Raw genomic sequence first — 25,808 nt, forward strand, 5'->3', positions numbered from 1 at the left:
TTCCTACCAGCACGGGTGACCGATCTTATCAGGTTAGTTTTAGTAACTTGAAGGTCAAATCTTCTCGTTTGTCGGCGTCTGCACACCCGTCAATCATGGCGGCCTCCATTCAACGGGAAGCCGCTGTGCATCTGAAACCGCTGGGTCCGGACGTGTTCTTGTGCGTTGGCGAGGACCACCACTCCGTTGCAACCGTGTTCCTCGATGGCAATGACGCGCTGCTGGTGGATGCACTGGGAAGCGCAGCGGACGCGGCTGCGTTGCGCGTGCTGATCTGCGACGAGCTAGGGAAAACGGTGCGCGTCATCGTCGCCACCCATTTCATGAGCGACCACATCGCGGGGCTCTCGGCCTTCCCCGATGCCATGGTCATCGCGCACCGCAATTACCGCCACACCTTCCTCTCACAGAACCGCCGTGTCGACGCGTTTTACCGCGAGCCGCAGGTGGTGTTCGACAGTGCGATGCGTATCCGCTGGGGCCGCCATGAGCTTCGCCTGCTGCACAATCCCGGCAAGACGATGGATCACATCAGCGTGGATGTTCCCACCGCCGACCTGGTCTGCGTCGGCGACAACATCGTGGGCAACATCGTCTACCTCTCAAATGCCGACCCGGTCCAGATTCGAACGGCCATTGGTCGGGTGAAGCAGTTCGGGCGCGGCACTGTCGTCGGCGGACACATGGGGCGCTTTGACGCTGCCGTGCTCGACAACGCAGTGCACTACCTCGACCGGATCCGCCAGAACGTGGTGGCGATACGCGCGCAAGGCGAGGGTGAATCGCTGGCGTCCCGGTTGGCCACCCTTCGGATCGGGGACTGCCTGGCGCCCGGCGTCGAGGCAAACGCGTTCGAAACGGCGTGGCATCTGCGCAATCTGGAGGCCATCGAATCCCAGGGCATCTTTGAGCTGGACACCTACCTGGCCCGTTCGGCGGATGTCGCATGAGCGGCGACGTGCCAGAGGGCGCACGCATGGGCCGCCGCGTCTTTCTTTCCGGTCTCGCCGCTGGCGCCACGGCCGCGCTGTTGCCGGTCTCCCGCGCCGCCGCACGGCCAGCGTTGGACGACCTGCGGATTCAGCGGCTTGCGTGGGCGGGCATTCGCCTGCAGCTGCCAGGCGCAACCTTGTTCATCGATCCCCTGACCAACGCCGCAGAGTGGGGCAGGGCGCTGCCCGATGTCCTGGTTCCCGTTGAGGGCGGAATCGGCGACACGACGGTATTGCTGACGCACGTCCACTCGGACCACTTCGACGCCGGGGCGGTGGCGCAGGCGCTGCGGAACGGCGGGCGCTTGATCTACCCCGAGGGGACCCATCCGCTTCCCGTGCCTGCGGGCGCCCGGGCACGGCCCGCAACGCTTTGGGAGCCGCAGTTGCTGGGTGACTTCACCGCCACGGCGGTACCCGCCTCGGACGGATACGGCGACACTCAAGTCTCCTGGGTGGTGTCGGCGGCCGGCCGGCGGATATTCCATGGAGGAGACACGATGTGGCATGGCCACTGGTGGAAGATCGGCCGCCAGCTCGGCCCCTTCGACGTGGCGTTCCTGCCGATCAACGGCGCCAGGTTCGGATGGCGCACGCCCGTCAGCGGGCAGCCGGGCGTCCTGACGCCCGAGCAGGCCATCGCCGCTGCCACCGTGCTGGGCGCGCGTACTGTGGTGCCGATTCACTACGGCATCTCGGGCGTTGATGCGTATCAGGAAGTGGACGATCCTCTTGGTGCCCTGATCCGGGTGGCGCAGGGGACGGCCATCGGGGTCCAATCAGTGCAGCCGGGAGCGTGGGTGGCGTGGCGTTGAAGTCCTGCTGCAACGTCGACGCGCCCAGCCAAAAGCCACTCACCGCCACGGGAACCTGCATGAAGAACCTTGCCCTCGCTGCTTTCATTGCCTCGATCGTTGTCAGTCCCCTGTCCCATGCGACGGAGGATTCAGGGCCGTCGCGGCCCTCGCTGGGTGCGCTGCAGCGCATCATCGAGTCCCGCAGTCCGGAGACGACGGTCGCCACGCCTGACCATGATCGGATCACCGCCCAACGCATCGATATCGTCGACGAGAACGGGGTGATCCGCATGACCCTTTCAGGCCGCACCCCGGCCCCGATCATCGACGGTATCCAATACCGCCGGGCGTTCAACGTCGCCGGGCTGGTGCTTTACGATGACAAGGGCAGCGAGCGCGGCGGCTTCGGCACCGCCGATGTGGACGGGGGGATGGCCGTTCTGGCCCTGGATCACCCGGCGATGGATGCCATCGGCTGGCGCGTCTCGCCGGACGGCGAGGTGGCGTTCTCGATCAACCAGGCGCCGCCACTGCTGCGCGAACCGGCCCTCGGCAATCGCTTGGTTCCCGGGGTCAAGACGTCCACGCGCATCCGCATGCTGGTGGATGCAGGCGGAACCCCTGCGATCGCGTTGAACGACAAGGCCGACAAGACACGCCTGCGGCTGACGGTAACCGAAGAAGGCTACGGCGCCATCGAGTTCCTCAACGCACAAGGGGAAGTCATTCACACCCTGGCGCCAGAGGCGGAAGCGGAGCTGGCTAAGGCGCAGTAGATCCAGCGCTGAAGCAGGGTAAGGGTGTTACACGGCACTTGGGGTTGAAGCGCTATCTGGAGAACTGACGCACATGCAGATTGAAGAATACGAAGAGCGGCTTCGCGTTGCCATGCTGCACAGCGATGTGGCGGAGCTGGACGTCCTGATTGATGACGACCTGGTGTTCGTCGGGCCAGGGGGCGGCATCTATACGAAGGCGGATGACCTGCAGCTGCATCGCTCGGGGGCGCAACGCATGTCTCAAGCGGACTGGCATGCTGTGGAAGTGCGTTGGTACGGTACGACATGCGTCACCGTGGTAACTGCGGCGCTGTCTGGCACGCTCATGGGAGAGTCATTCTCGGGCCGGTTCCGTTATCTGCGCACCTGGGTGCAGAAAGAGGGTGTGTGGCGCGTGGCTGCCGGTAGCGTGTCGGCGATCAGCGAATAACGGGCCATCACGCCCCCGGCCTCCCCGTCGGCACGCTGTTGTCACGTTCGTGCCAGGGCGGGAGCGCCAGCGCATGGGCTTTGAGCATGGCTAGGATGCGCGCATGCACCGCATCCCTCTCCGTATGCGCGCATTGATCAAGAATCTCTCCAGCCAGCGCCTCAAACTGCGGCCAGAACTGCGCCGGGTGGCGCACCTCTGCCAACCAGTGGACCAGCATTTCGGCCAGCCCATCAAGCTGCGCCTGTATGTCGGGGCGCTTGTTCATCCCGGAGCGGCACCCAGATCCAGCGCGACACGGTAGTAATGGCCGTCGTCGCGGAGCAGGACGGTGAGGTCCGGCTGCAGGACGTCATCCACATGCAGGGTCGGCTGACCTTCCGCGGTGCGGGTCACCACGAACTCGTACAGGCTGCGCCCGAAGCGGTAGCTCAGTTCGAACGACGGCCAGTGATCGGGCAGGCAAGGTTCAAGCGAAAGTCGATCACCGTCGCGACGGATGCCGAGCAGGGATTCCACCAGCAGGCGATACATCCACCCGGCCGACCCGGTGTACCACGTCCAGCCGCCTCGCCCGACGTGCGGCGACACGGCGTAGACATCGGCGGCCAACACATAGGGTTCGACGCGGTAGGTCTGGACCGCCTCGGCGTCCAGCGTGTGGTTCAGGGGGTTGATCATGCCGGCCAGCTCCCAGGCACGCACCGCATCGCCCTGCTGTGCGAATGCCATCGCTGCCCACACCGCCGCGTGGGTGTACTGGCCGCCATTCTCGCGCACGCCCGGTACGTAACCCCGAATGTAGCCGGGGTCCTCCGTGGTCTGGTCGAAGGGCGGGTCGAGGAGCTGGATCAGCTTGGCGTCCTTTCGCACCAGATGCGTGTACAGCGAATCCAGGGCCTGCGTGGCACGCTCAGGCGCGGCCACGCCCGACAGCACCGACCAGCTCTGGGAGATCGAATCGATGCGGCACTCCTGATTCTGTGACGAGCCCAACATGGCGCCGTTGTCGAACCAGGCACGGCGATACCACGCGCCGTCCCAAGCATGCTGTTCCAGGTTCTGGCGCAGGCGTTCGGCCTGTTCTTCGCACCATTGCGCACGGGAGGCATCGCCACGCGCGTTGGCCAGCCCGATGAAGCGGCGAAGCGTGTCATGCAGGAAGAACCCGAGCCACACACTTTCACCGCGCTGCTGGTCGCCGACGCGGTTCATGCCATCGTTCCAATCGCCGCTGCCCATCAACGGAAGCCCGCGTTCGCCGAGCAACCGGCACCCGCGTTCCAGCGCGACGACGCAGTGTGCATACAACGTGCCGCGCTGTGCCGAAAGGGTGGGCATGTCGTAGTAGCCTTCCTCCTCCGGGGTCACCGCGCGCCCCTCGATGAAGCCGACCACTTCGTCCAGCACGCTGGCGTCGCCGGTGACCTCCAGGTAGCGGCATGCGCCCTGGGGCAGCCACAGATAGTCGTCCGAGCAGCGGGTGCGCACGCCGCGACCTTGCGGCGGGTGCCACCAGTGCATCACATCGCCTTCGGTGAACTGGTGTGCCGCGCAGAGCAGCAGGTGTTCGCGGGTCAGGTCCGGGCGCGCGTGTACGAGGGCGAGCGCGTCCTGCAGCTGGTCGCGGAAGCCGAACGCGCCGCCGGACTGATAGTAGCCACTGCGTGCCAGGTAGCGACAGCCCAGGGTCTGGTAGACCAGCCAGCCATTGGCCAGTGCGTCGAATGCCGGGTCCGGCGTGCGTACCTGCACCGTGGCCAGCACATTGCGCCAGTGGATGCGCACGGCGTCCAGCGCATCGATGGCTTCCTGATTGCCCTGGCGGCTTCGTGCCAACGCCAGCGTTTCCTCGCGGTCGCGCCCCGCGCCAAGGCGGAACGTGGTTTCACTGCGGTCGCCCGGCGCCAGCTCCAGCGGCACCTGGATCGCCGCGCAGGGATCCATGCCCGCACCGGCCCGTGCATCCAGACGCTCGCGACGCAACGCCGCCGGTGCGTGCAATCCGCCGTTGCGGCCGATGAACTCCAGGCGGTCACAGGTCCAGCCGCAGCCCTCGGCATCGGTGTCGAAGAAGGCCATCCGGCCGCCGAACTCGGTGCTGTAGCTGTTGCGCGCCAGCAGCGCCCCGGTCTGCGGGTCGCGTTCGGTAACCACGTGCATGCGCGACTTCGGGCGCAGGTCACCCATGACCCACTCCACATAGCCGATGGCCGACAGCCGCCGTGGCCGGCCCGACAGGTTGTGCAAGCGCAGGACCGAGAACTTCAGTGGTGCGGTGACATCGACGAAGACCCACAACTCGCTGGCGATGCCGTCTTCGATGTGCTCGTAGACCGTGTAGCCAAAGCCGTGGCGGGTACGGTAGGCACCGGTGCCCCGGCATGGCAGCGGCATCGGCGACCAGACACGACCGGTGTCCTCATCGCGCACGTAGAAGGCTTCGCCGCCGGTATCGGATACCGGATCGTTGAGCCAGGGCGTCAAGCGGAATTCGTGTGCGTTTTCAAACCAGGTATAGCCCGGTGCACTCTCGCTGACGACCGTACCCAGGCGGGCGTTCGCGATCACGTTGGCCCACGGCGCCGGGGTCGGGGCGCCTTCGCGCACGACCACAACGTACTCGCGGCCGTCCTCGCTGAAACTGCCGGTGCCGTTGTCGAATCGGCCGGCGCCGCGGTACGGAAGGAACGGCCACGGGTCGTCCACCTCTTCGTCGTGCTCAACGCCCGGGGGCAGTCCGGGTTCGGGTCCCGGGTCGGCGACGACGGGCAGCCCGGGCGTCGCGTCCATCGCCAGTGCCAGCTCCTGCTGCTCCGCCTGCGGCACCAGGGCCGGAATGCGTCGTACAGGCAGCGGCTGGCGCCCCACCTGGGCGGCCAGCGTGCCGTCCTCGTCGCTGAGCACCACCCGTGCCACGGCCTGCAGCAGAACGCGGTCCTCGTGGCTCATGTTCTGCACCGGCCGCACGAAAATGCCGCCGGGGCGATCCAGCAGGCCCGTCTCCGAACTGGCGGCCACCATCCCCAGGATCTGGTCCTGCAGTTCCTGCCGATAGCCGGCCTTGCTGTCGTTCCAGATGACCAGATCGGTGTTGAGTCCCTTCTGGCGCCAATACGCATGCGCCTGCACCAGTTGCCTGACCAGTTCCACGTTCTCCGCGTCGGTGACCTTGAGCAGGACAATGGGCAGGTCGCCCGAGATGGCATGGCCCCACAGCCCGGATTGCCCCCGCTGGTTCTGCTGCAGGACCGCGTCGCCCGCGCGCAGCAGCGGATTGGCATACAGCACGTGGCTGGCCAGGCGCTCGTACAGCGAGGCTTCGGCCTGGCTGGCATTGATCTGCCGGCGTACCACCTGGCTGTGTGTCCAGGACAGGTCGAAGACGCGGTCTGCCAGGCGGCGATCACGGTACTTGTCGACCATCGCCTCGCAACCGGTGCGGTCGGCACCGATGCCAAACACCATGTCCAGTTGCACGGTCTGCTCGGGTTCCAGCACCACCCGCACGCGGATGGCGACGATCGGGTCGAGCACCGAGCCGTCCGTGCCGGATAGGTCGATATCGGTGGTCAACGCCTGCGGCGTCCGCGGCGTGTTGCCACGGCCCAGGAAGCGCGCACGGTCGGTTTCGTAGGAGATCGACACGACCTCGGCGTCATGCACCGCGACCAGATGGAACATCCACGGTGGTACCTCATCGTGCGAACGGGGCCGGCGCGTACAGAGCACGGCCTGCTTGGCGGCCAGGATCTCGCTCTGCACGAAGAGGTTGCTGAACGCCGGATGCGCATCGTCGGACGCTGCAGGTGCCAGCACCACTTCGGCATAAGTGGTGATTTCCACCGTGCGCTGGCGACGGCCGCGGTTGGTCAGGCGCAGGCGCCTGAGCTCAATGTCGTCCTCGGCCGAGATGGCGACCTGCAGATGGCTCTCGCAGCCGCGGCGGGCACCCCGGAACTCCGCCTTGGCGTCGGAGAAGATCGCCTCGTAATGGTCCAGCGCCACGCAGGTGGGCTGGTAGGCGGCAGACCAGAACTCGCCGCTGTCCACGTCACGCAGGTAGCAGAACGACCCCCAAGCATCGGTGGTGCCGTCCTCGCGCCAGCGGGTGAGCGACAGATCGCCGTGGCGGCTGTAGCCGCCGCCGGCATGGGTCAGCATGCCGTGGTAGCGCCCGTTGGAAAGCAACTGCACTTCCGGGCGCGGGCCCGCCGGGTCGCGCAGGACGCGCAGGGAGGTTTCGTGCTCGGCCATGGCCGAGTGCTCGCCCAGGGCTTCGACCTCATGCGGATGGAATACACCGATGCGCGGGATGCGTTCCTGCAGCAGCAGCAAGGTGGCCTGGAACTCGGTATCGGCAACGAAACGGCGCTGCATCGGCTGGTCGCGCAACAGGTAATCGAGCGACAGCAGGCCCATGCCCTGGTGGTGGGCCATGAACGAACGCAACAGCACGTGATCCTGCCCCGGCGGCACCCGGGCGGGGGTGTAGTCGATTGCTTCGTACATGCCAAAGCGCCCGGAGAACCCGAGGCCTTCGAGTGCCTGGAGGTTCTGGCACGCCGCCTCCGGCGCCACCATCAGCGCCATCATGCTGGCATAGGGCGCGATCACCCGATCCTGGCCCAGGCCGCGCTTCAGACCCAACCCCGGCACGCCGAACGCACGGTACTGGTAGTTCAGACGGGCATCGACGGCGTTATAGCCGGATTCGGATACGCCCCATGGCAGGTTCAAGCTACGGCCGTAGACGATCTGCGCCTCGACCGCATGCCGCGCGGTCTGGTCGAGCAGCGTGTCGGGATAGCTGGGCATCACCAGCTGCGGCATGAGGTACTCGAACATCGAGCCACTCCATGACAACAGTGTCGGCGTGCCGTTGACCTCGGTGAGCATCCGGCCAAGTGCGAACCAGCTCTCCTGCGCCAACTGCCCCTGGGCAATGGCGACGAAGGCGCACAGCCGCGCTTCGGAAGCGAGCAGGTCGTAGAAGCTGTTGTCGAGGCGGTGGTCGTCGACGTTGTAGCCGATCGAGAGCAGGTTGCGGGTACGGTAGAACAGGAACCCGTACTCCATCAGCGAGAACTGCCCGGCGCGGTGCGCCAGTGCCTGCAGCTGCTCGATGCGCACGCGCGCGTCCGCACCGGCGGAACCGGGCAGGGCGGCCAGGTGGCGCAGGCTGGGTACCGGCGCCTCGTCGTCCGCGCCGGCATCGGCAGGGAGGTCGGCGAGTGTCGCGTGGGCGGCATGGCATTCGGCAGCGAACAGGGCCGGCCAGTGCAGCGCACCTTCTTCGGGCGACTCCGGTGCCGGCCACTGCGCCAGCACGGCGTCGGCCAGACCGGCGAGCTCCTGCAACCGGGCGAGCAGCTGCGCCGTCCCACGGGGGCGGTCGGTACGCGCTGATGCCAGGCGCTGGCGAAGATGGTTGAGCGCATCGCCCAATGGCGCGTCAGCGGGGCGATGGCGTTGCCGTTCCTCTTCCAGCACGCCGAGCGTATCGGCCAGGCCGTCGAAGGTGTGCGGCGCCAGCACCGGCGCGTCTACCAGCGCGAGCAGGCCTTGGCGCAGCGTCAGCAGGTGGCCGGCCAGGTTGCCGCTGTCCACGGTGGAGACGTAGCGCGGCTGCAGCGGCGCCAGGGTTTCGGTGTCGTACCAGTTCAGGAAGTGGCCGCGGTGGCGCGGCAGCTGGTCCAGCGTATCGAACGTGAGCGCGGTACGTTCCGCGACCGCGCCCAGCTGGAGCCAGCCGAAATCCCACGCGGACAGATTGGCCAGCAGGGACAGGCCGATGTTGGTCGGCGAGGTGCGCCGCGCCACCACCAGGGTCGGGTGCTCCTGGATATTGTCCGGCGGCAGCCAATGATCCTGCTCGCGCACCCACGCCTGGAAGAACGACCAGGTGCGCCGCGCCAGCCGGCCCAGGAACGCCCGCTGGGTCACGGACAGTTCGGCCACGCTCGCGGCCGGCGGCCGGCCCAGCCACGCCATCAACGCGGGCGCGAAGGTCCACGCCAACAGCAGGGGCAGGGCGACAGGCAGTGCGTGCGGAGCCACGCTGGCCACGACCGCCGCCAGCGCAACCGCCAGCACCGACGCCGGCGCCATCACCCGCCATTCCGCGCCGCGGTCGCTACCGAGGCGGCGCTCGACTTCGCTGGAGGGGTTCCATTGCAGCAGATGGCGGCGGGTGACGGTCATGCGCCAGAGCGTGCGCAGCACCGCGCCACCGGCCAGCAACGCTTCGTAGGGCAGACACGCGACCTGGGTGGCGGCGCGCAGCAACGACTGCAGCGTACCGCGCCCGACCATGATGTAGTGCGCTTCCAGCGGGGTGTCGTCCGGAACGCTCAGCGCATCGCGCAACATACCGATCAGCGGCGGCGCAAACCACAGCGCCAGCACCCACGCCGTCCACGCAACCGGGCTTTCGGCATGCAGCCAGCCCGCCACCAGCAAGGCCAAGGCAGCAATCGGCACCACGCTCCGGCGCAGGTTGTCCAGCAACTTGCCACGCGACAGCAGGCTGAGCCGGTTCCGTTCCCATCCCGATCCCGGGCGCGGTGTCCACGGCATCAACCAGGGCAGCAGCTGCCAGTCGCCGCGGATCCAGCGCGCACGGCGCTTGGCATCGGCGACGTAGCGTTCGGGATAGTCCTCGTACAGGCGCACATCGCTGACCAGGCCGGCGCGTGCATAGCAGCCTTCCAGCAGGTCGTGGCTGAGGATGCGGTTCTCGGGCAGCCGACCTTCCAGCGCATGCTCGAAGGCCTCGACGTCATAGATGCCTTTGCCCACGAACGAGCCTTCGTCGAACAGGTCCTGGTAGACATCCGAGACCATGCGCGAGTACGGATCGATGCCGGGCTCGCTGCCGAACATCCGGGCAAACCGCGAGGTGCGGCGCGTGCCCAGACTGGTGCCGACGCTGGGCTGCAGGATGCCGTAGCCCTCCACCACGCGTTGTAGCGTCGCATCGAAGCGCGGGCGGTTGAGCGGGTGCGCCAAGGTGGCGACGAAGGCGCGTGCGGCATCCCGCGGAAGCTGCGTGTCCGAATCCAGGGTGATGACGTAGCGGACGCCGACCAGGGCAGCCGTGTCACCGACGGTGCGCATGAACGCGGCCGCATCGCCTTGGCGGAGCAGGGCATTGAGCGCTGCCAGCTTGCCGCGCTTGCGCTCGTGTCCCATCCACACCCCTTCGCCCGGGTTCCATTGCCTGGGGCGGTGCAGCAGGTAGAAGCGGTCGCCGCGCTCGGCTGCGTAGCGGCTGTTCAGTTCCTCGATGCGCTCCACGGCGTGCGCGAGCAGGGTGTCGTCCGTCGGCGTCTCGGCGGCCGCGGCGTCCAGGTAGTCCGTCAACAGCACGAAGCGCAGCTGGGGATCGCGGTTGGCCAGGAAGCGGACCTCCAGCGCTTCGGTCAGGACATCGATGCCGTCGATGCTGGACAGCATCGAGGGGACTGCGACCACGGTGGAGCAGGCGGCCGGGATACCTTCGCTGAAATCGAGCTTGGGCAGCGGCCTGGGGGTGACCAGTACCGTCGCCGTCCAGTTCACCAGGACGATGCCCAGCTCGCTGAACACCAGCAGCGCGAACAGCGCGGCCAGCCACACGGGCACCGCGCCACTGCCCGAGGCCAGCAGGCCAGCGGTGGCCACCACCGCCAGCAGGGCGATCGGCAGCAGGTACAGGGCAAGTGGCACGCGATGCGCGCGTAGCCGGGCCTTGCGGTGGCGCGGTGCTGCCTCGGCCACTGCGTCCACGGTGGCGTCCACGCCTTCGCCGACGAGCCAGTAGCCTACGTGCGCACGTGGCCCATCGAGCGGCTCAGCTGCCCGTGCCAGGTCCAGCGCGATGGTCGCAACGCGCTCTTCGGCGACGCGGCTACCGCGCGCAATCTTCTCTACGACATGGCGATAGGCGTCGCGGGTGCCGAAATCCATCTGCGGATAGACGCCCATGGGGTCCTCCTGCAGCCGCTGCTCGACCACGCTCATATCTTCGACAAAGGTACGCCAATCCATGGTGGACAGAAAACGCAGGCTGCCGATGCTGTTGCCGATGGAGACCTGATCGGCCGCTTGCTGCTGCCCCTCGGCGGCGACCAGCTCGTCGATGCGCTGCCCAGCCGCGGCCGCCCACTGTTCCAACCAGGCGACGGGCATGGCCCACGCGCCGCCGCGCCCTTGCAGCGAGCGGGTAAGCTCGGCGATGAACGCGCCGGTCAAGGGCGGCTCGGAGCGTGCCATGTCGGCTACCACCAGGACCACATCGGTCGGGGTGTCGGAGGCGGCGCGATTGAGGTTGTCCGCCCATTGGGCCGCCAGGCCGCGGTCCGTGCCGTCGCGCATCACCCGCGCGGCCATGCGCCGCAGATTCTCCAGCAGGGCCAGGCGCAGCATGATCGGAACGGCCCACAATTCGCCCAGGCTCAGCGGCGCGAGCGACTGGTACGAGGCGATGAAGCGGCTCAAGGTATCGCCATCAATACGGCCATCGCCGTGCGCGATGGCTTGCATCGACAATTCGTACACGCGCGGCAACCCGGCCGAGGGGCCGGCGGCAAGCGACGGCAGCTGCCGGCTGTAGCCGCGCGGCAGGTGGCGGCGCGCGGTCTGGATCTGTTCCTGGATCAGGTAGTAGTTGTCGAGCAGCCATTCCCCGGCCGGGGTCACCGGCCGCTGTTCGCGCACTACGTTGCTGAGCAGCGTATTGGCGTCTTCCAGGACACGTTCGTTGGCTTGCAGGCGATCGAGCAGGCGCTCTGCGCCAGGTCGCATCCGCACCCGATGCTGGCGCGCAAGCGCGCGGCCGTACACCTCCATCTGTTCAACGCTGTACAGCGCGGCACGCAGTGGGACCTCGGTGGCTTCGATGGCCGGGACCGAGGCCTGGCGCTCACGCCAGCGCCAACGGACAAGCCGACGCAGGCGGAGCCAACGACCAAAAAGACGACGAAAGTGGGGCATGGTTTACCGAGGGGGGAGGTCGCGTCCTTGCATAGTTGCATTGCGGGTGCCGTGGTAACTGTGAAGGCCGCCAGTGAGAGCGGCCCGAATGGTCGCGGCGCAACCTCAGGCGGTCGGCACCGTGCCGCCATCGATCGTGTACTCGGCCCCGGAGATGGACGCCGCCCGCGGCGAGACCAGGAACGCAATCAGATCGGCTACCTCGGCGGGCTTGGCCGGGCGGCCCAGCGGGATGCCGCCTAGCCCCTGCATGACTTGCTGTTTGGCGCCCTCATAATCTGTGCCTGCATTGGACGCAATCCGCTCGACGAATGCGATCGCAGCGTCTGTCTCGATCCAACCCGGCGACACGCGGACCACGCGCACCCCCTTTGGGGTGACTTCCTTGGAGAGTGCCTTGCTGTAGGTGGACAATGCCGCCTTCGCTGCGGCATAGGCAATCGTGGCGTCATGCAGCGGCAGTAGCCGCTGGATCGACGTCACATGCAGGATGACCCCCGCGCCTTGGGCGATCATGGCGGGCAAGCAGGTGCGATCCATCCGCACCGCCGACATCAAGTTCAGATCGAGTGCGTTTGCCCACTCCACATCGTCCAGCCGAGCGAACCCGCCGGCCGGCGCCGATGACCCGCCCACCACGTTGATCAGGATGTCGAGGGTGCTGAGATGGCCTAGGGCTGCCTCCGATGCCTGGCGTACGCCTTCGGCGGTAGCGAGATCCGCAGCTACATAATGCACGCCATCGACAGGGCGCTTCGGCGCCGACAGCGCGACCGCCACGACTCGAGCCCCCAGCCTGGACAACAGATCGACGACGGCAGCGCCCACACCGCGGGCACCGCCTGTCACCAGGACACGCTTGCCTGTCAGTTGAAGATCGAAGGTCATGGGGCAATCTCCAGCGAGGCGATCTTGCCGCGTTCCAGAATGAAGATGTAGCGCAGGTCAACCGGGCTGCCCTGGAAGTTGCCCGACACTTCGCTGGTCACGATATAGCTGCCATCCAGCGTCTCCACCGCTCGGGGGAGGGCGACATAGGTGTATTTCGCCGAGGACGCGTCTTTCCATGCTTTGATCGCAGCTGTACCTGAATGGGTAGTCCTTTCATCCAGCACGCGCCCGTTGGGCGTGAAGCAGCGGGCAACCGCCCGGCCGTCGTGCTGGTCGGCGACAAAATAGGCCGCTATTGGTTCGGGAAGATCGAGTCTTTGCATGTCAGGTCTCCGTTGTGGTGGACGGCGCCAGATTGACTCGTTCTTTGTGGTAACTGAATCACCTACTATCTGAGCAGGCTATGTAGAAACGAGTGCACAATGCGCGGCGCTGAATTCGCAGAACTGAAGGCGTTCGTCGCCATCGTGGACAGGTCAAGCTTCGCCAAGGCGGCCGATCACCTGGGACTCTCCCGGTCCGCCCTCAGTCAGACCATCCGCCAGCTGGAGGCGCGACTGGGTGTGCGCCTGTTGAACCGGACCACGCGCAGCGTTTCTCCCACCGAGCCGGGCAGGCGGCTGCACGAACGCATGGCGCCCATGCTGCGGGAAATGGACGCGGCCGTGGCGGAGGCGGTAGACACACGGACACGTGCCTCGGGAACGCTGCGCATCAACACGCTCAGCATGGCTGCCAAGCGACTGATCGCGCCTCGGCTTGGGCGTTTCGCAGGTGCCCATCCCGATGTGGTCTTGGACATCGTGATCAATGACGCCCTGAGCGACATCGCCGGCGAAGGCTTTGATGCCGGCATCCGCGTGGGCAATCGCGTGCAGAAGGACATGGTTGCGGTCCGAATGACGCCGGATGTCGAACTGCTTGCCGTCGCATCGCCGGACTACCTTGCCCGCCACGGCGAACCCAGAACGCCCGAGGACCTGAGCCAACACGCCCGCATCCTCTGGCGCTTCCCCGGCAGCGGCAGGATTGCGGGCTGGGAATTCAGTAAAGCGGGGGAAACGATAGAGTTCTTTGGGGAAGGAAACGTGATCTCCAACCACCAGGACATCATCGTGCCCGCAGCGTTGCAGGGACTTGGAATCCTGTACGCCTATAACGATGATGACATCGCCGAGGCACTGCGCGATGGCCGACTGCGGCGCGTGCTGGCGGACTGGTCGCCCAAGGTCCCTGGCCTTTACCTGTACTACTCGAGCCGACGGCATATGCTGCCGGCGTTGCGGGCCTTCATCGACTGCATGCTGGATCGAGACCTGGGCGGTGAAGCGGGGTGATCGGGGCGAAGTGGCCGATCAGCGGCCGGTTGGGAGAGCTGCCTTCCCCGATTACCCGCTTTTCGTCCGAGTGGGGCACCGGATGGGGAGGGTGATTAGGGATGTTTATCGGGGGATAACGCGCAAAAGCTTCCAGCCCCGTCTGACAACCGTGCCGTTTCCTCATATCCACGGATTGACGCCCGGAAAGCCGGGAAGTTCATAGCGGTGGTGCACCAGCTCTTCGAGCAGAACGTTCACGATGTCTGGGATGGTGTGCTTGGTCTAGGCTGTAGCGGTGGCCACGGCGCTTGACCAAGACGGTCCGCATTTGTCCAAAGGGCGTACTCCCAATGAACTGCCTAGCAGCGGAATCTGCCGACGCTTGCTGCCAGCGGGTCCTAGCGTTCGAGCTGGTCGGTGGCTCTAAGCCGATGCGGCCTGAGCCAAAGGGGCGCGCAGGGTCGTATTCACCACTGCGCGCCAACCCGTTTGATTCGGTAGTGCCACCCCATGCGTGACTGCAGCGCGGACCGGAGCCTCCTGTTTCCGTGACTTGTTTGACAGCGATTCAGTTTCATTGATACAACGTTCGTCGCTAGCTGCCCTGGCAACCGGGGCGGCAGGGAATGGCTCAGGGGAAAGCTGGATGCAGCACGTCGCACGGTATTTGGCCGGGCTCGGCCTCGCTTTGTCTTTCGGATTCGCCCACGCACAGACACCCGGCTCCTACGGCCTGCACGAGCGTTCCATCGAGCGCATCAACGGTGCAAAAGACTTGGGCGTACTGTCCGCCGACACACTGTTTGGCGAGCAGGTCAGCCTGTTCAACGGCAGCACCACGTTTGAGAACGTGGACATCAGCATTCCGGGAAACAGCGCCCTGCCGGTGGAATTGCGACGCAAGCTCAATGTGGATGATCGGTCGCGCCTCAACGGCCAGCACCTGCTTGGCTTTGGCGAATGGGACGTCGATGTGCCTTTCATGTCGGGTGTTTTTGCCGCCGCGGCCGGCGGATGGCGACCAACCGGTGGTACCGTCGATCAGCGCTGCAGCCTGCCACAGGAGCCGGCGCTGGCCGGCTTCACCGGTCCAGAGGACTACTGGAACGGCTATGAGGTGAGTGTGCCCGGTAGAGGCAGCCGCACCCTGTTGATCAATCCCAGCGAAAAGGTGCCGGCTGGGCCTGCAGGCACCGTTGGGTGGATCACCAAAGATTTCTGGCGCTTCCAGTGCAAGCCTGCAACGGCCAATGGCTATCCGGGCCAAGGGTTTATCGCCATCTCACCGGACGGCATACGCTACCAGTTCGATTGGGGTATCAGTAAGCCGCACGCAAGCCTCCGGCGCGGCAACGGCACCAACGTTGCCCGGCAGGTCATCTACCTTCTGGCCACGCGCGTCGAGGACCGCTTCGGGAACTGGGTCAACTTCACCTATAGCGGTGAAAAGCTCACCGCCATTACCGCAAACGACGGTCGCCAGATTACGCTGGGATACTCCGGCGCCAACATCGTAACGGCCAATAGCAGCGTCGGTTCATGGACTTACGCTTACGCCGGGACCAAGCTTGCCTCGGTCCGCCAGCCAGATGGCAGCGCATGGAGCTACGCTTCCACGGGGGCGCTGATCATCAATCCGCCCGCATGGACACCGCCTCTCGAAGGCGATCCGTCGGGCTGTCCGGAATCCCTGGCCGACCCGAGCGGCAACTACGGGTTGTCAATTGTCGCGCCTTCGGGTGCCCAAGCGAGCTACACGCTTGAGGTCAGGCAGCACTATCGCAGCAATGTGCCTGAGTCCTGCGTGGTGGAGTCGCCAACCTACTGGTACAAGCGGGTGCCGGACTACAACTGGTCGTTCACCCTTGCTGGTAAGGTCGTCAGTGGCCCCGGCCTTCCGACGATGAGCTGGTCTTACGAGTGGGGACAGCCTTCTTGGGATGAGAATGAAAACACCAAATTCAATATCGTTCGAGGGCCAGAAGGCAGCCTCACCCGCTACCAGTACGGCACGGGCATCGAGTTGAACGAAGGCCAGCTGCTGGCCGTGCAGCGAGGCGATACCGCGGGCGCCGTTCTGGAGACGCAGACCAACACCTACGTATCCGCCGCCGAAGCAAGCCAGCAGCAGTTCCCGGTGGCGGTGGGCCTTGACCTAGTGGGTATGGGCAATCAATGGAATACCGCCTTGTTGCGCCCACTTAAACGCAGTGTCACCACACGGGATGGGGCCAACTTCGTTTCCGAAGTGGCTGCCTGTGGGGTGACGCTTTGCCTGGACGCCTTGGCGCGCCGGACCGCGGTCAACCAGTCCAGTACCGCGACAGGTGGCAGCAGCAGGCAGACGACCACGGTCTATGCGGACTTTCCGATGCATTGGGTGCTGGGCCAGGTTTCCTCCTCGTCCGTCAACGGCATCAGCACCACCAGCACGCAATACGACTCATTGGCACGGACGACGGCCGAGTACCAGTTCGGCAAGCTCAAGCACGATCTCGGCTACCACGCCGATGGCACGCTGGCGTCGGTGAAGGACGGGCGCGGCAACACGATCACGCTTGCCAACTGGAAGCGTGGCATCCCGCAGACGGTAGGATTCCCCGACGCTACCCAGCAGTCGGCTACGGTCGATGATGCGGGTTGGATACGCTCCACGAGCGATCAAAATGGGTTCACCACGCAGTACGGCTACGACGCCATGGGCAGGATCACCCAGATTGACCACCCGGGTGACGACACCGTTGCGTGGCATGCGACCACGCAGGTATACGAGGCAATACCTGCGGCTGAATACGGGCTCCCTCCAGGGCACTGGCGGCGTACGGCGGCAACCGGTAACGCACGCACGATCACCTACTACGATGCACTTTGGCGCCCAATCGTCACCCGTGAGTACGACGCAGCCAACGAGGTAGCGACGCAGCGATTCAAGCGCCAGGTGTACAACCACCGCGGCCAGCAGATCTTCACGTCCTATCCTTCCTCGGCTGACCAGGGGACTGTCGGTATCTCGACAAGCTTTGACGTGATCGGGCGTGTCACCGGTGTGGTGCAGGACAGCGAACTGGGCGATCTGGTCACCCTGACCGACTACTTGCCTGGATATCGCCAGCGAGTGGTCAACCCCCGTGGCCAAGCGACCATCACCACGTTCCAGACCTTCGATGCGCCAGACATGGGCGCGCCACTGGAAGTCCAGCAGCCGGAAGGCGTGATCACCCAGGTTGAGCGGGACGTGCTGGGTAAGCCTCTGGCCATTACCCGTCGCAACCAGGCCGGCAACACGTCGCTGACCCGGCGCTACGTCTATGACGGCAACCAGCAGTTGTGCAAGGTGGTCGAGCCGGAGACCGGGGCGACGGTGAGTAGCTTCGATGCCGCAGGCAACCTTGCCTGGACGGCCGCAGGCCTGAGCCTGGTATCCACCGCGTCGTGCGATACCGCTTTGGCCAACAGCTCCGGCCGCCGGGTGGATCGCAGCTATGACAACCGCAATCGTCTGTTGACCCTGCGCTTCCCCGACGGCAATGGCGATCAGGACTGGACCTACACCGCAGACGGTCTGGCCAGCACGGTAACCACGTACAACGATGCGCGCGCCAACTACGTGGTCAACAGCTTCACGTACAACAAGCGTCGCATGATGACCGCCGAAACCCAGCTGCAGCCGGGTATCGCCACGTTGTCGCTGGGCTACGGCTACGACGCCAATGGATCGCTCTCTACGTTGCAGTACCCCAATGGGTTGAACGTCCCCTTCGCGCCAAACGCATTGGGTCAGCCGAGCCGGGCAGGTACCTATGCCACGCAGGTCAGCTATTTCCCGAACGGGGGCATGAAGTCATTCACCTACGGAAACGGTGTAACGCACGTACTGCAACAAAACCTGCGGCAGACGCCCGCCCGGTCCACGGATGCCGGCGTCATCGACCAGACGTTCACCTACGACGCGAATGGGAATACGACTGCCATCCGTGATGCGTACACAACCCCGGGTGAGTATCGCGGCAACCGTGACATGCAGTACGACGGGCTTGACCGGCTGACCCATGCCAACCTGATCAACTTGCGTCAGGAAGCTTTCGGTCTGGACGCGCTCGATAACCGCACCTCGCTAACCCGCACCACTGGTGCCGGTGTGGAACAGACCTCGTACTACTACGATGCATCAAATCGCCTGACCAACGTCATGACGGGGGGCGCCACGGTGATGGGCCTTGGCTACGACGCACAGGGCAATGTGAGCGTCAAGAATGGCCAGCCCTTCGTGTTCGACTTCGGCAACCGTCTGCGCGGAGCAACGGGAACCGAAGCCTATCGATACGACTGGCAGGGGCGACGGGTGCTGTCCGATGCACCGGGCAAAGGCATGATTGTCTCGATGTACGGTCAGGACGGTCAGCTGCGCTACCAGGAGGACAACCGCACTGGCGTTGCAACATCGTATGTGAGCCTGGCCGGTAGTCTGGTTGCGCGTGTCAAACGGGATACAGCGCCGATCAACGTGCCCAGTCTGAGCGTGCCTGCGAGCGGCGCGGCGAGCTATGCCGTCAGTTGGACGGCAGTTACCCGCGCCACTCGTTACGAACTGGAGGAGTTTCGCTCGGCATGGAATCAGCTGCTGAATGCCAACGCCACCACCTTCAGCGTGACTGGCCGCACCCCCGGCGTTTACCGTTACCGCGTTCGCGCATGCAACGACGGCGGCTGCGGGGTCTGGTCGACCACTGCATCGGTGGATGTACCCAATCCGCCGGGTTCTGCACCGACGGTTGCAGCGCCTGCGCAAGCGCCCAATGGGAGCTACTCGGTAACCTGGTCTGCTGTCAGTGGTTCAACGCGCTACGTGCTGCGCGAAAGCACAAACGGCGGCGCATATCAGGTCGTCGTGGACGCTGCGCAGACCAGCCGGAGCTACACCGGGCGTCCTGCAGGCCAGTATCGGTACACGGCGCAGGCCTGCAATGGCTCCGCGTGCGGCCCCCTCTCGGCAGAAGCGGTGGTGAACGTGTTCTACGCGCCACCTGCGCCCAGCCTGGCTGTTCCCTCGGTAAGTCTCGGGGGCACGGTGACCGTGACCTGGCCATTGGTGTCCGGGGCTACCGACTACAGCCTGGAACAGAGTGCCGGTGGTGGTGGCTGGGCTTTACAGGGAGGACTGGCTAACGGTCAGGCAACGATCACAGCGCTGGGTCGCGGAAGCTATGCGTATCGTCTACAAGCCTGCAACGCGGCCGGCTGCAGCGGCTATTCACCGGTGGCAAGCACCACGATGATCCTGCGACCGGACAATGCGCCACAGTTGGTTGGCATCGGCATCAACAACTCCGGCAACTACACGGTGAGCTGGAGCGGCGTTGGCTGGACGACCACGTATCGATTGCAGGAGGCACTGCAAGGCGCAGGCTGGGCAACCATTCACGATGAGGGCGCGACCCAGCGTGCGTTGTATGGGCGACCGGAAGGCACGCACCAATACCGGGTGGCCGCCTGTAACGAGGCAGGCTGCTCGGATTGGTCCGGCACGATGCAGGTGCAGGTGCAGATGCCGCCGCCGGTGCCATTCGGATTATGGGTGTGGTACGAACGCATCTCGGGACTTAAGACTCGCTACAGCGCTTTTTGGGGTGACGACGGCAACTCGCTCGGCTTTGAGCTGGACGGTCCGGCCACCTGCATGACCTCGGGAATGAGTTGCGTCATGGAGGTCAACAAGATGTCGAGCACCGCCCCCTTCCGGGTCAGGGCCTGCAATGCGGCAGGCTGTTCTGCCTGGTCCGATCCGTTCGTTGCGGAGCCGATGCCATGAACCGAACCTTTGACGCAGGGACGTTGGTGGCATCCTTGATGGGCGCAGTGTTGACGGCTTTTGGCGTGGTGCCACGCGTAGACGCAGCCGAGGTGGTGGAGTACATCCACACGGACGCACTGGGGTCGCCCGTGGCTGTGACCAATGCAAGTGGCGCAGTGATTGAGCGCACGATCTATGGTGCGTACGGTGAGGTGATCAACCGCCCGTTGAGTGGAGCGCCGGGGTATACAGGACATGTGGAGGATGCCGAGACCGGGCTGAGCTATATGCAGCAGCGCTACTACGAGTCGGAGGTTGGGCGTTTCTTGTCTGTTGATCCGGTGGCAGCGTACAACAACCCGATTGGGCAGTTTAATCGGTACAGGTACGGAGACAGCAATCCATATCGGTTTGTGGATCCAGACGGCAGGATGTCGTCGATGGTGGATCATCCGGGTATCGCCCAGAGCAGTATTCAAGGGATCGGGAGGGATGTCGAAGCTACCGCTTCCGTCACAGCAAGCGGAAGCCGTGGCGCAACAGCTACTTCTGTAATAGTTCCAAACAAGGTTGTCGTGGAATCAAGAGGTTACGATTCTCTGCGATCTGCCGCAAAGGCTGTCGGGAAGGCCTACGGACAACAAGGTGTGGACAACAGACAGGAGCTTCAAATTGGCATCACTAATTTGGGCAAGGGAGAATGGGGGTATCTCACGCCTGGATGGGGTGGGGTGGGTGAGTCCCGGGTTGATCCCGGACCTCTTTTTCAGGCTTATCAGGATGCAGGACTAACGGTAGCGGCGTGGATGCATGGGCATTTTGATTCACAGTTGGATTTTTCGGCTACGGATTTCACCTTAGTGTGGGGAACAAAATTGGAGACATTTTTGGTTAATAGAGAAGGCGAGGTCAGGGTTCTGACGAATGATCACCTCATGGGGGCATTCAGAAGGATGCCGATAAATAAAAGGCATATGGGGTTAAAGGCGCTTCAATCCGAATACAAAGGCGGCATTTCGGGAGACGAGCTATGAGGTTGATTTTATTTACCGTCATTCTATCCTTCGCCGTCGGGTGTTCGTCGGCGGGAGTTCGAAGTTCGGCAGAGTATTCGCATGGCGTACTATCTGCTCATTTTGAAGAGAACAGGATGTGCGCCGCCTCCTGGCAAAACATTGTGGATGACTGGATTGAAAGCGGCGGCAGCCTAACGGAAGACATCGAGGCGAACCGGGCGATGATCGCGGGCGATAAGGTTAGCGTGTTTGCTTCACTTATCCGGGAGGTTTGGAGAAGGCAAGTTGCCGCAGGTACGGATGTGGATCGATCGTTCGCCTTTAATGAGGTTCTTGAATCGAGAAATGTTGTGCCGGACAGCTGCACGCCATTGTTCTGGGTACAAGGTGTCCTGGCCGGTACACCGACAGCTTTTTCTGCGGGCGCGATGACGACGCTTCAGAAGAGGCTTGGTATCGACGATGACCGCTTGAGAGCTACTGATTGGATAATGTCCCAGCTATTGATATCACCGACGAATGCGCGTAACTAATGCTTGTGCACGGAAGCGACGACCGGGGCTGGATCAGCCGCCAGGTTTCCCAGTCGCCGACGCCGGCTTGCCGCTGCTACGAACCCGCAACGGTGCTTGCGGCGACTGACGCTCGACCAGAGGGGGGCTGGCCTGTGCTCACCGAGGGCGCGCACGGTGCCGCCTGTGCATCCGCCCTCATTCGAAAGGGCGTCCATGAAATCTGCGTAAAACCCGGCCAGGCGGGAAGGCTGGTTGTATCTGGCAACCGTCATCAGCTTGCAAACGAGGCAAGTCCTGGGCTGCAGTTTGTCCGACCACATGCCCAATGACTTGGTGCAACAGACCTTTCTCAATGCGTGGTCTGCGCCACCGGCATCACCCGGTGTGCTTTTCCACTCCAAGCAATGTGCTCAGTACACACCAGCACCGCGGGGCGAACCCTACAACCCGTTCAAGCCGCCTGCGGCCAACCAAGCGCAGCAGCAGCGGGACCAGCAGGCGGACCCCGCCAAGGCGCAGCAGCAGCCCGCACGGCCCCGTGTGGAGCAGGGCGGTGCACCCATCAACGGCGGGACCATTCAGGCCAGTGAGCGGGCCATGGGGGCGTTCCCCGAGTCGCCTCAGAATCGCTACTTGGGCAGTTAACGTGACGCATCACTCCACACGGCACCATGCCGGCATGAGGAATCCATGAGCATCTACGGCGACCTGTCCAAGCCCCAGCGATCGATCCTGCGTCAGCTCCTGCAGGTAAGTGCCGTGTCGATCGAGACCGCTCACCGCTGCAGCAACCGGCGCGTTGAGCCCTATTGGGCGCTGCGATCTGCCGGGCTTATCTGCGTCACCAGCTTCTGCATGTGGTACGGCTCGTACGCCTACCTGGCCCCTGAAGGCCTTGCACTGGTGCGCAGGGTCGTCGCCAATGCGTCTACGGCTCGATTCAGGCGGTTCCAAGGGGTGTAGGGGCTTCGCCCCTACGGATAACGCCTCACACGCGCCGGCCAGAGTTCCGCCCCGGTTCCAGCTGGCCAGCTAAAATTGCACCGGCACCGGCACCGGGATCACCCACGGTCAACCGCTGTTCGTATGCCCGGCGCACGTAGTCCCGCAGGTTGACCACGGTTGCAACGCGAGTGGCCATACGCGCTCCTCTTGAACTCCTACTGCTGCAAGGCTTTCCGTGCCGGTCCTTCGACTCATAGCCGCGGCGCGTGTCATCCATCATGGCTCGCCATTCCTGTGCAATGCAGGCAGTCAGCGACAGCCAGGCCAGATCCTCCGGCAGGAGCTCGCGGCCCTCGGGGGTGACCAATCGGCCACTCTTGAACGAAAAACCGGCCCAAGGGCCGGTCAGCTTGCGATCACGCATGGGTGAGGTTCCGTCTCAGCTGGGGAGACGATATGGCAGGCAAGATCCGGGCCAGCCAAGCCATCAACTGCCTTACATAATATACATTCCGGCCTTGTCCGAACCCGGCGAAGCCGTTGCGGCAGTAGGCGTTGCGCTCATTCCGACGCAGATTGCCAGTAGCATGGCGCTCGCGGCCAGCTTCCTCCAAACAGCTTTCTCTTCCCGGCTTATTGCTCGGGCCTCGCCGACGATTCCCAACACTCGTGCGAGCGGAACGCCCGTCAGGCCAGCAAGGGTTGCTGCCACCACCGGGTCGGGCAGCGCTCTCCCCTTCCGGTAGTTCGATACCGCCTGCGGGCTCACGCCAAGGCGCTTTGCAAGGTCCTTTTCCATCTGGACCCCGCACTCTTCCTTTGCCTTGTCAAGCAAAACATTTATGTCCATTGGACTATTAGCCCCTTGTATTGACAGTACAAGGGGTATTTAATCACCCCCGCACTACATGGACCATGTAGTGCGCCCGCCAGCCGGTCCCCCTAGGCCGCTGGCGGGGATCTAGGGGCTAGGGGCAGGGGTAGGGGATGCACGGATACATGCTCGCGTGTGGGGCGCTCGGAGCGGCCTGCGTACTGATCGGATCTGCTCGTTTCGTGGCGTGGGTACTGGACCGCCGCGAAGAAGCCAGCACCCGCGCCATTCGTGACGCCGCATTCGTCGCCCAGGCATCGGCCGAGGTGCGCCGTGGCTGATTTCGTCATCACCGTCTCGCAAGCGGATATCAACGCCTTCGCCACCGGCATGTTCTGGATGTGCTTCGCAGGCGCGGCGTTCGGCGCAGGTCTGCCCGGAGTGCTGGGCACCATCATCCGTGAGCTGTGGTACTGGCACCGCGCCAGCCGTCGCCTTGCGCGTATGCAGCGCCGTGAGGTTGCCCGTGGCTGACGGCTCTCGCTCCGCGCGCAGTACGTGCGCCTTCTGCGGCGACCCCACGTCCTACTTCTTCCCCGGTGGCCTGTGCGCAGGCTGCACGGGCAAGAACGCCCGCATCAAGCTCGACGCTATGGCCCCTGCGCAGCGCGCAGAGCTTGTCGCGTTCGATGACTCCATTGGCCTCATGCAGGCTGCTGCGCGCCGCACTGAGCAAGCCTCAGAAACCGTCGCGCGCCATAAGCGCACGTCCGGCGCTTCTCTCAAGTCGTACCTCGCGGCGGCACCGCTCGCGTTGACCCCGGAGGGCCAGCGCGAAGCGCTGGCCCTTGGGCTTGTCCATTACAAAACAAGTGACACCGAGTCGAAGACCGGTCGTCTTTCCATCGAAATCGATCCGCTGCAGCAGCGGGCGCAACGGCTGCGTAAAGCCGTAATCACGAGTGCACGACTCCATGACCAAGAAGCGAAGAAGGGATCACGCCGCGGCGCGTGGTACATGCTCACGCTCACCTACCGAGACGGAAGCCGTAGCGGCCCTCGTGACGTTAGCGGGCTACTTAAGCGCATGCGCGGCCACTTCAATCGAACTGTCGCTCGGCTCCGACGGCTCGCGGGTCAGGTGTTCCGTTACCTGTGGGTCGGGGAACTCACCCAGCGCGGACGACCCCATTACCACCTCCTAGTTTGGGTTCCCCAGGGCATGTGGTTTGGCCGCGTCGATCACCGCAAATGGTGGCCGCACGGCTCAAGCAAGTTTGAGAAGGCCCGCAACGCTGTCGGGTATCTCGCCAAGTACGCATCCAAGTTCAGCAGCCTCATGGCCGCTTCATTTCCGAAGGGGTTCCGCACGCACGGTTGCGGCGGCCTCAATGAAGAATCTCGCCGCGAACTGCGGTGGTGGAAAGCCCCCATATCCGCACGCGAAGTGCTGGGCGGCGAGGCCGACATTCGCAAGTGTAATGGCGGCTATTTCGACAAGCTCACAGGGGAGTTCTGGCCATCCCCATGGAGAGTGACCTTCGCATTCGGCCGGACCATCGCTTGGAAGGTAATCCCAATATGAAAGTTCAGATCATCAGCGAAAACATCGCCGTTCGTTCGTTCCCCGCGCGCGAGGGCAAAGCTGCAACAGTCTTCCGCGAGCAGAAAGCTGCCGTGGTGCGCGAGAACGACTTCCCGCTGCCTTTCACCATCGGCCTGGACGAAGACCAGCAGCCGTACAAGATCGGTACCTACGACCTGTGCGCAACGTCGTTGCAAAACAATAAATTCGGCGGCTTGGAATTCGGTCGCCGCATCCGCCTGCTGACGCCTTCGCCCGCGCCGGCCGCGCCGGTTAAGGCCTAACCCATGGGCGTGCTCATCTACACCACAGACCCGTATCTAGTGCTCGTGGTTGGTTTCTGCATCGGCGTTGTCACCGGCATCGTCGCAATGGGCGTGTCGATGAAGGCGCGCGGGGAACGCTGAGCATGGCCCGTGTTCTCACCTGCATTGATCCGACGCCCGCAAGCGACGGCTCTTGCGCCCAGTCCGCGTGGCTGGACCAAGCAACGTGGATCGATTTTTTGCCAACCGTGGAACAGGCGAACACGGTCGGTTTTGCCATCTTCTGCGCGGTTGCAGTGCTGGCAGCATTTCGCCTAATCAACCCTAGAGAGAGTGACGACGTATGAACAAGCGCAACCGTGAATCCCTGATGCTGCGTGCCAAGCACAAGGCTTCGTCCATCAAGTCCGCAGTCGTTGCCGGTGTTGCCGGTGCCGCGGCCCTGCCGGGCTTTGCCTTCGCACAGCAGACGGCCACCTTCGATCCGGCATCGGTGCTGGCTGGCATCGCTGCAATGCTGGCGGCCGGCATCCTGATCTACACCGCCTGGGTGGCGGCGAAGTGGGCGCTGAAGGCCTTCGGCATCGTGAAGTAAGTCCGCATTGGAGCGGGCAGGGGGAGGAAACTCCCCCTTTTCTTTGGGGGATCGTATGGAAGGGCTAATTCTGCTGGTGGTGTGGATCCTTGGCGCA

At 64.3% G+C, this 25,808-nt stretch carries 19 protein-coding genes and 1 pseudogene; 13 read left to right on the forward strand and 7 right to left on the reverse strand.

Annotated elements, in window-relative coordinates; genetic code table 11:
• The first annotated feature begins 95 nt into the window (after positions 1-95).
• From AC6CHL_RS01900 to AC6CHL_RS01915, 4 genes are all read left to right on the forward strand, one after another.
• Complete coding sequence (locus AC6CHL_RS01900; protein WP_498293049.1) at positions 96-950, forward strand: MBL fold metallo-hydrolase; 855 nt, start codon at positions 96-98, stop codon at positions 948-950.
• Positions 947-1,807, forward strand: coding sequence for an MBL fold metallo-hydrolase (locus AC6CHL_RS01905; RefSeq protein WP_498293051.1), 861 nt, complete (start codon positions 947-949; stop codon positions 1,805-1,807). Before AC6CHL_RS01900 ends, AC6CHL_RS01905 begins: the two co-directional genes overlap by 4 nt.
• 59 nt (positions 1,808-1,866) lie before the next feature.
• A complete protein-coding gene (locus AC6CHL_RS01910; RefSeq protein WP_498293053.1) occupies positions 1,867-2,565 on the forward strand; it encodes a hypothetical protein in 699 nt (232 codons plus the stop codon).
• Positions 2,566-2,638: 73 nt separating this feature from the next.
• Positions 2,639-2,998 (forward strand): nuclear transport factor 2 family protein, encoded by a 360-nt coding sequence (locus AC6CHL_RS01915; RefSeq protein ID WP_498293055.1) that lies wholly within the window; start codon positions 2,639-2,641, stop codon positions 2,996-2,998.
• 7 nt (positions 2,999-3,005) lie between these two features.
• Here the strand turns inward: AC6CHL_RS01915 and AC6CHL_RS01920 are convergent, their stop codons facing one another.
• From AC6CHL_RS01920 to AC6CHL_RS01935, 4 genes are all read right to left on the reverse strand, one after another.
• Positions 3,006-3,266, reverse strand: a complete 261-nt coding sequence (locus tag AC6CHL_RS01920) for a hypothetical protein (RefSeq protein WP_498293057.1) — start codon at positions 3,264-3,266, stop codon at positions 3,006-3,008.
• A complete protein-coding gene (locus AC6CHL_RS01925) occupies positions 3,263-11,974 on the reverse strand; it encodes a glycoside hydrolase family 94 protein (RefSeq protein ID WP_498293059.1) in 8,712 nt (2,903 codons plus the stop codon). Before AC6CHL_RS01925 ends, AC6CHL_RS01920 begins: the two co-directional genes overlap by 4 nt.
• Positions 11,975-12,079: 105 nt before the next feature.
• Positions 12,080-12,862 (reverse strand): SDR family oxidoreductase, encoded by a 783-nt coding sequence (locus tag AC6CHL_RS01930; protein WP_498293061.1) that lies wholly within the window; start codon positions 12,860-12,862, stop codon positions 12,080-12,082.
• Positions 12,859-13,188: a nuclear transport factor 2 family protein gene (locus tag AC6CHL_RS01935; RefSeq protein WP_498293062.1), complete on the reverse strand. Its 330-nt coding sequence runs from the start codon at positions 13,186-13,188 to the stop codon at positions 12,859-12,861. The genes AC6CHL_RS01930 and AC6CHL_RS01935 overlap by 4 nt, the downstream gene beginning before the upstream one ends.
• Before the next feature lie 99 nt (positions 13,189-13,287).
• Here AC6CHL_RS01935 and AC6CHL_RS01940 point away from each other — a divergent pair, with 99 nt between their 5' ends.
• The gene (locus AC6CHL_RS01940; RefSeq protein ID WP_498293063.1) at positions 13,288-14,202 is read left to right on the forward strand and encodes a LysR family transcriptional regulator; all 915 of its coding nucleotides are present in this window, start codon (positions 13,288-13,290) and stop codon (positions 14,200-14,202) included.
• 186 nt (positions 14,203-14,388) lie between these two features.
• On the opposite strand, the pseudogene AC6CHL_RS01945 reads toward AC6CHL_RS01940, so the two are convergent.
• Positions 14,389-14,603: pseudogene (locus AC6CHL_RS01945) on the reverse strand (hypothetical protein); the annotation flags it as partial.
• Between the two features lie 227 nt (positions 14,604-14,830).
• Here AC6CHL_RS01945 and AC6CHL_RS01950 point away from each other — a divergent pair.
• The 4 genes from AC6CHL_RS01950 to AC6CHL_RS01965 all read left to right on the forward strand — a co-directional run bounded on the left by AC6CHL_RS01950 (position 14,831) and on the right by AC6CHL_RS01965 (position 22,469).
• Positions 14,831-19,993: an RHS repeat protein gene (locus tag AC6CHL_RS01950; RefSeq protein ID WP_498293065.1), complete on the forward strand. Its 5,163-nt coding sequence runs from the start codon at positions 14,831-14,833 to the stop codon at positions 19,991-19,993.
• Positions 19,990-21,009 (forward strand): RHS repeat-associated core domain-containing protein, encoded by a 1,020-nt coding sequence (locus tag AC6CHL_RS01955; RefSeq protein WP_498293066.1) that lies wholly within the window; start codon positions 19,990-19,992, stop codon positions 21,007-21,009. The genes AC6CHL_RS01950 and AC6CHL_RS01955 overlap by 4 nt, the downstream gene beginning before the upstream one ends.
• Complete coding sequence (locus tag AC6CHL_RS01960; protein WP_498293068.1) at positions 21,006-21,524, forward strand: hypothetical protein; 519 nt, start codon at positions 21,006-21,008, stop codon at positions 21,522-21,524. Before AC6CHL_RS01955 ends, AC6CHL_RS01960 begins: the two co-directional genes overlap by 4 nt.
• A gap of 672 nt (positions 21,525-22,196) precedes the next feature.
• Positions 22,197-22,469 (forward strand): hypothetical protein, encoded by a 273-nt coding sequence (locus AC6CHL_RS01965; protein ID WP_498293069.1) that lies wholly within the window; start codon positions 22,197-22,199, stop codon positions 22,467-22,469.
• 25 nt (positions 22,470-22,494) lie between these two features.
• Here the strand turns inward: AC6CHL_RS01965 and AC6CHL_RS01970 are convergent, their stop codons facing one another.
• Together AC6CHL_RS01970 and AC6CHL_RS01975 are read right to left on the reverse strand one after the other, a co-directional pair.
• Positions 22,495-22,875: a DUF3653 domain-containing protein gene (locus AC6CHL_RS01970; protein WP_498293071.1), complete on the reverse strand. Its 381-nt coding sequence runs from the start codon at positions 22,873-22,875 to the stop codon at positions 22,495-22,497.
• A 72-nt stretch (positions 22,876-22,947) separates the two neighbouring features.
• Positions 22,948-23,286, reverse strand: a complete 339-nt coding sequence (locus tag AC6CHL_RS01975) for a helix-turn-helix domain-containing protein (protein WP_498293072.1) — start codon at positions 23,284-23,286, stop codon at positions 22,948-22,950.
• 312 nt (positions 23,287-23,598) lie between these two features.
• On the opposite strand from AC6CHL_RS01975, the gene AC6CHL_RS01980 reads away from it, so the two are divergent.
• From AC6CHL_RS01980 to AC6CHL_RS01995, 4 genes are all read left to right on the forward strand, one after another.
• Positions 23,599-23,799 (forward strand): hypothetical protein, encoded by a 201-nt coding sequence (locus AC6CHL_RS01980; RefSeq protein ID WP_498293074.1) that lies wholly within the window; start codon positions 23,599-23,601, stop codon positions 23,797-23,799.
• Between the two features lie 118 nt (positions 23,800-23,917).
• Positions 23,918-24,850, forward strand: a complete 933-nt coding sequence (locus AC6CHL_RS01985) for a rolling circle replication-associated protein (RefSeq protein ID WP_463600996.1) — start codon at positions 23,918-23,920, stop codon at positions 24,848-24,850.
• Positions 24,847-25,134: a single-stranded DNA-binding protein gene (locus AC6CHL_RS01990; RefSeq protein ID WP_498293075.1), complete on the forward strand. Its 288-nt coding sequence runs from the start codon at positions 24,847-24,849 to the stop codon at positions 25,132-25,134. Before AC6CHL_RS01985 ends, AC6CHL_RS01990 begins: the two co-directional genes overlap by 4 nt.
• 325 nt (positions 25,135-25,459) lie before the next feature.
• Entirely contained in the window at positions 25,460-25,711 is a 252-nt protein-coding gene (locus tag AC6CHL_RS01995) for a hypothetical protein (protein ID WP_498293076.1), read from the forward strand.
• Positions 25,712-25,808: the final 97 nt, after the last annotated feature.

This window comes from Stenotrophomonas sp. GQ19 (assembly GCF_059758695.1).

What these genes read in the sequence shown, in the direction of transcription:
- AC6CHL_RS01900 (WP_498293049.1), top strand. Translation starts at nt 96, where the DNA reads ATGGCGGCCTCCATTCAACGGGAAGCCGCTGTGCATCTGAAACCGCTG.
- AC6CHL_RS01905 (WP_498293051.1), top strand. Translation starts at nt 947, where the DNA reads ATGAGCGGCGACGTGCCAGAGGGCGCACGCATGGGCCGCCGCGTCTTT.
- AC6CHL_RS01910 (WP_498293053.1), top strand. Translation starts at nt 1,867, where the DNA reads ATGAAGAACCTTGCCCTCGCTGCTTTCATTGCCTCGATCGTTGTCAGT.
- AC6CHL_RS01915 (WP_498293055.1), top strand. Translation starts at nt 2,639, where the DNA reads ATGCAGATTGAAGAATACGAAGAGCGGCTTCGCGTTGCCATGCTGCAC.
- AC6CHL_RS01920 (WP_498293057.1), bottom strand. Translation starts at nt 3,266, where the DNA reads ATGAACAAGCGCCCCGACATACAGGCGCAGCTTGATGGGCTGGCCGAA.
- AC6CHL_RS01925 (WP_498293059.1), bottom strand. Translation starts at nt 11,974, where the DNA reads ATGCCCCACTTTCGTCGTCTTTTTGGTCGTTGGCTCCGCCTGCGTCGG.
- AC6CHL_RS01930 (WP_498293061.1), bottom strand. Translation starts at nt 12,862, where the DNA reads ATGACCTTCGATCTTCAACTGACAGGCAAGCGTGTCCTGGTGACAGGC.
- AC6CHL_RS01935 (WP_498293062.1), bottom strand. Translation starts at nt 13,188, where the DNA reads ATGCAAAGACTCGATCTTCCCGAACCAATAGCGGCCTATTTTGTCGCC.
- AC6CHL_RS01940 (WP_498293063.1), top strand. Translation starts at nt 13,288, where the DNA reads ATGCGCGGCGCTGAATTCGCAGAACTGAAGGCGTTCGTCGCCATCGTG.
- AC6CHL_RS01950 (WP_498293065.1), top strand. Translation starts at nt 14,831, where the DNA reads ATGCAGCACGTCGCACGGTATTTGGCCGGGCTCGGCCTCGCTTTGTCT.
- AC6CHL_RS01955 (WP_498293066.1), top strand. Translation starts at nt 19,990, where the DNA reads ATGAACCGAACCTTTGACGCAGGGACGTTGGTGGCATCCTTGATGGGC.
- AC6CHL_RS01960 (WP_498293068.1), top strand. Translation starts at nt 21,006, where the DNA reads ATGAGGTTGATTTTATTTACCGTCATTCTATCCTTCGCCGTCGGGTGT.
- AC6CHL_RS01965 (WP_498293069.1), top strand. Translation starts at nt 22,197, where the DNA reads ATGAGCATCTACGGCGACCTGTCCAAGCCCCAGCGATCGATCCTGCGT.
- AC6CHL_RS01970 (WP_498293071.1), bottom strand. Translation starts at nt 22,875, where the DNA reads ATGCGTGATCGCAAGCTGACCGGCCCTTGGGCCGGTTTTTCGTTCAAG.
- AC6CHL_RS01985 (WP_463600996.1), top strand. Translation starts at nt 23,918, where the DNA reads ATGGCCCCTGCGCAGCGCGCAGAGCTTGTCGCGTTCGATGACTCCATT.
- AC6CHL_RS01990 (WP_498293075.1), top strand. Translation starts at nt 24,847, where the DNA reads ATGAAAGTTCAGATCATCAGCGAAAACATCGCCGTTCGTTCGTTCCCC.
- AC6CHL_RS01995 (WP_498293076.1), top strand. Translation starts at nt 25,460, where the DNA reads ATGAACAAGCGCAACCGTGAATCCCTGATGCTGCGTGCCAAGCACAAG.